This window comes from Aminobacter sp. P4_D5 (genome assembly GCF_056401815.1).
The window spans coordinates 1-4,742 of sequence record NZ_JBFUIP010000276.1; the positions used below are offsets into that span (position 1 = coordinate 1).

Below are 4,742 nucleotides of genomic sequence, written 5' to 3' on the forward strand. Positions count from 1 at the left end.
GACCATGGGCGGGTCCTCAGGCGTGTTGCTGGCAATCTTCTTCGCTGCGGCCGGCGACGCTGCATCAAGCGGTTACTCGCTTAATGGCGCACTAAAGATCGGGCTCGAGCGCTTGCAGGAAGTGGGCGGTGCTCGTCTTGGCGATAGAACGCTCGTGGATGCGCTTGCACCCGCACTCGAAGGTCTCGATGAGGGGCTCGTGATTGCCGCCCACAGGGCGCGCGCCGGGGCAAACAAGACGGCCGAGATGAAGGAGGCCAATGCAGGTAGGGCGGCCTATGTGAGTTCGGAGCAGCTGGTCGGGAACGTCGACCCGGGAGCAGAGGCCGTGGCCCGATTGTTCGAACGGCTGGCTACAAACACCTGACTGGGTACACCATCGACAGCAGATGCAGGAACGCACCGGGGTTCCACCGCCCCGGTGCGAAGCAAGTTGGGGAACCACTGTTGAATGCTCACACCTGGTCATGCAAAGCCGGCGCCAGCGGCATAACCGCCGGGGCCGGTTCAATCTGGGGTATTACGGCTTCATCGGTGGTACGATCATCTCCATCGTTTCTGAAGCCTCTGGCGGGGTCAGCGACCGTGATCGCAGATTGAGGTCGCTGTAGCGGCCGACCGAGAGCCAGAACATCGCAACCAGAGCAGCTATCGTCACGCCGAGCGCCAGGTACCGTACCCAGACGGGTGCACGTCCACCCGGATGGAGGTGCTTTTCCTCGATGTCGCGCTTACGAGTGATCGAGGCGGAGTAGAAGACCATGGTGGCGATCACGAAGATGAGCGACCAGCGCGTTTGCTGACCGTCGGATCCCACCAGCGCGATCATGCAATAGACAGCGCCGATCAGGCCTGCCGCGACAAAGAAGGTATACTGGCTGGAAGGCATCTTTCGGTAGCCTAGGACCTGTATCGAAACCGCCGAGTAGATGTAGGGAAGCAGGGTCATGATCACCGCGATCGACGCGATCTTGCCGAACTGCTCGCTTGCAGTGGGTGACATGGTGGCGAACACCTGGACGCTCATCAACCCAGCCACGATCACGAGCCCGATCGACGGCACGCCGTGCCTATTGACGCGCGCGAAAACGCCGGGGAAAAGCCCGTCATCCGCTGCCGCCTTGGCCGACTGTCCCGCAAGCAGGGTCCATCCCGCAAGCGAGCCGAGGCAACCCACTGCGGCAAACAACGCGACCGTGCCGCCGGCGACGTCGCCAAGCGCGATCCGGGCGGCGTCCGCGAATGGCGCGGATGAGGCGATAAGATCCTTGTTGGGGATCATGCCCATGATCACCGACGAACTCAACACATAAGCCACCGAGGCGAGCACGACCCCGGCCACTGTGGCGATTGGAACGTTGCGCGACGGATTTTCAACGACGCCCGCCGACACCGAGGCGCTCTCGACCCCGATGAAGGCCCAAAGCGTGAAGGTGAGCGTAGCCATCACCGCGCTCATGTCGCTCTTGCCCGAGACGTTCCACGCTGCCGCATAGGTGTCGGCGCTGAACCAGAACCAGCCGAACAGCGCCGTGCCGAAGATCGGGATCAACGCGAAGACGGTGGTGAAGGATTGAAGCCGTCCGACGAGCCGGGGACCGAGAATGTTGGCGTAGGTGAAAAACCAGATCACCCCGATCGAGCCAAAGGCCAGCACGACCGGCACCTTCAGCACCGGGAAAAAGTGCGAAAGATATCCCAGCCCGGCGACGGCGAGCGCGACGTTGCCGACGACCAGCGCGAGCCAATAGACCATATTGGTCTGATAGCCCATGTAGTCACCGAACGCCTTGCGTGTGTAGGCGTAAGGTCCTCCCGCGGCGGGGTCGATCGCCGCAAGCTTGGCGAAAACAAGGGCGAGCGCGACCGCGCCCACCACCGTCAGCAGCCAACCGATCAGGGCGATGCTGCCTATCGCCGAAAGATTGGCCGGGAGCATGAAGACGCCCGAACCCATCATGTTGCCCGCGACCATCAAGGTCGCGGGAACCAGTCCCATCTTGCCGGCTCCGCCGGACGTGGTGCTTTCTTTAGCCATCTTGATCGCTCCCCTCAGTGCTTGACCGCGAGGACGTGGTAGACGCCGTCTTCGACCTCGACGCCGTGAGTATCGTGGGTGAAGCCGGGGAAGCTCAGGTCATAGGCTTCCAGCGCCTTGAGGTAGCCGATAAGCGCGCCGTCGGCCGGACCCGCATTTTCGCCCGGCATCATCAGCGGGATGCCCGGCGGGTAAGGGACGACACCTGTCGCAAGCGTGCGGCCCGCAAGCTCCTCGAGTGTCACGTTCTCGACATTGCCGCGAACCAGTTCCTCATAGGCGGCAAGCGGGCTCATGTCGGGCATCGGTAGGATTTCGAATGCCTCAGACATGGTTCGAGTGGTGTTGAACTTGACCATGGCGGCGAACATCAGGTCGGCTAGATCACGCAGCCCCATGCCGCCATACCGGTCGCCGTGATCTGCGACGAGGCTTGGGATTGCACGCTCGAGCGGTGTGTTGGCGTCGTAGTCCTTGCGGTAGTCGAGCAGCGCGTTGACCAGTGTGCCCCATTTCCCCTTGGTGACGCCGAGCGAGAAGAGGACGAGAATCGTGAAGTCGGTGGTCTTTTCGACTACAATACCGCGCCCCGCGAGATAAGCGGTGACAACGTTGGCGGGAATACCGACCGCGCGGAGATCGCCGGATGCATCCATGCCTGGAGTCAGGATCGAAACCTTGATGGGATCGAGCATGCAATAGCCCGGCTCAAGGTTGCCGAAACCGTGCCAGTCGGCGTTGGGCGCGAGATGCCAGCAGGATGCCTCGCGTTCCAGATAGGCAGCATCGCATTCGTGGAAGCGCACCTTGCGGCCACGCGCATCGATCACTTCAGGCGGCTGCCAGATGTCGAAGAACCAGCCGTTTTCTTCCGCGATCTCGGCATTCAGCCGGGCGATCATCTGGCGGAAGGCAATGGCCTCGCGGATCGAGGCACCGGTGAGCTTCTCGCCGGAGCTGTCCATCATTGCCGCTGCGACATCGTTCGAGGCGATGATCGGATAGTTCGGCGAGGTCGAGGCGTGCATCATGAACGCCTCGTTGAAGCGCGCATGATCGATCGGGTTGCGGCCATCTCGTACATGGATCATCGAAGCCTGGGAGAGGCCTGCCAGCAACTTGTGCGTCGAATGGGTGGTGAACACGCTGGGCTTGGTGCGATCGCGCGTCGAAGCCTCGCCATGCATGGCAAAACGCTCGCGATAGATTGGGTTGAAACGCGCATTGGCGTACCAGGCCTCGTCGAAATGCAGGCGGTCGACGCTTTCGCCCATCAGCTCTTCGAGCCGCGCGACGTTGTAGCAAAGCCCGTCATAGGTGGAATTGGTGATGACGGCGTGGACGGGTTTGGCGTCGGGACCTTCCTTCACCAGCGGATTTTCGGTCACCAGCAGGCGGAGCGCCGCTGGCGTCAGCCGTTCGGGTGGGATCGGCCCGATGAGACCGAGCGCATTGCGCGTCGGCATCAGATAGCAAGGGATGGCGCCTGACAGGGTCATCGCATGCTCGACCGACTTGTGACAGTTGCGGTCGCACAACGCCACCTGATCGCGCGTCACGCTTGCCATCAGGATCACCCGGTTCGATGTCGAGGACCCGTTGGTGACGTAGTAGCTGCGGTCAGCGCCGAAGACCTTCGCGGTGTAGCGTTCGCCGGCTCCGATCGCGCCGCTGTGATCCAGTAGCGAGCCCAGTTCGCCGACCGAAATCGACAGGTCCGAGCGGAAAAGGCTTTCGCCGAAAAACTCAAAGAAGGCGCGACCGACGGGCGAGGTGAGGAAACCGGTGCCGCCGGTATGCCCAGGCGTGTGCCAGGAATATTTATAGGTCTGCGCGAATTCGACCAACTTCGCGAACATCGGAGGCAGCGCTGCGGAACGATAACGCTGCAGCGCGGTCAGCACGCGTCCACCAATGAAATCGGTGGTGTCTTCGAGCAGCCAGATGAAATCGTCCGCTTTGGTCATGACATCGGCGGAGATGGTGGAGGCGGCGCTGCGATCGGCCAGCAGGAAGATCGGCACATCCCCGTTGAACTCCCGCATGGCATCAAGCACCAGGCCGGCTGCGCCATGGTCATCGCCGTCGTCGAGATCCCAATCGAGCAGCAGGCACTGGATCGTCGGATCGGTGCTGACGATGGCGATGGCATCCTCGACATGCGTGGAGAGCACAACTTCGATCTCGCGTCGTTCGAGTTCTTCAACCAAATTGGTGACGGCGCGCCCTGCCGCCGACCCCTGATCGAAACGCTCGCGGACGAGAAGCGCTCGCATAGCGAACCTCAGACTTGATCGTGTCGACATGCCATACTCCTTTCGTGCGGACAAAGTTCCGCATAGCCAACGGCTGCTTGCCGCCGGCCGATAACAATTTTATTGCCGCACTGCGGGGCAGTTGCTCACTTGCGGCGGGATTTTTGCTGTGACGCTTGAGGTAGAGGTAATCTTGATTCAAAAACTTCTCAGCACGAAACCAAGTTAATCGTTAAATAAACCATCGATTACATTCCACAGCGACCGAACTACCATCCGTTCCTTCAGATCAAACATGTTGCTTTCGGCAATTGTCTTGCTTCAAACGACAAGTTGCGCTGGCAGGCTAGGCAGGTTCACCTGGGCTGTCGCCGCAAATAYCGCATGATCTGTGCGCAAAAACTGCGGCTGTGGCAGGTCTTTGGCGCATTCTGGGTGGGAGTTCACGA

Annotated in this window: 3 protein-coding genes; 1 reads left to right on the forward strand and 2 read right to left on the reverse strand. The window is 61.1% G+C overall.

All coding sequences use genetic code 11. The features are described 5' to 3' along the window. Positions 1 to 367: DAK2 domain-containing protein (locus tag AC1DWF_RS30330; protein WP_476842445.1), on the forward strand; the 367-nt coding region annotated here is incomplete at its 5' end. Between the two features lie 153 nt (positions 368 to 520). Here AC1DWF_RS30330 and adiC read toward each other — a convergent pair. Together adiC and AC1DWF_RS30340 are read right to left on the reverse strand one after the other, a co-directional pair. Further along, positions 521 to 2,038, reverse strand: coding sequence for an arginine/agmatine antiporter (gene adiC, locus AC1DWF_RS30335; RefSeq protein WP_476789064.1), 1,518 nt, complete (start codon positions 2,036 to 2,038; stop codon positions 521 to 523). A 14-nt stretch (positions 2,039 to 2,052) separates the two neighbouring features. Then, positions 2,053 to 4,344, reverse strand: a complete 2,292-nt coding sequence (locus tag AC1DWF_RS30340; RefSeq protein ID WP_476789063.1) for an Orn/Lys/Arg family decarboxylase — start codon at positions 4,342 to 4,344, stop codon at positions 2,053 to 2,055. Positions 4,345 to 4,742: the final 398 nt, after the last annotated feature.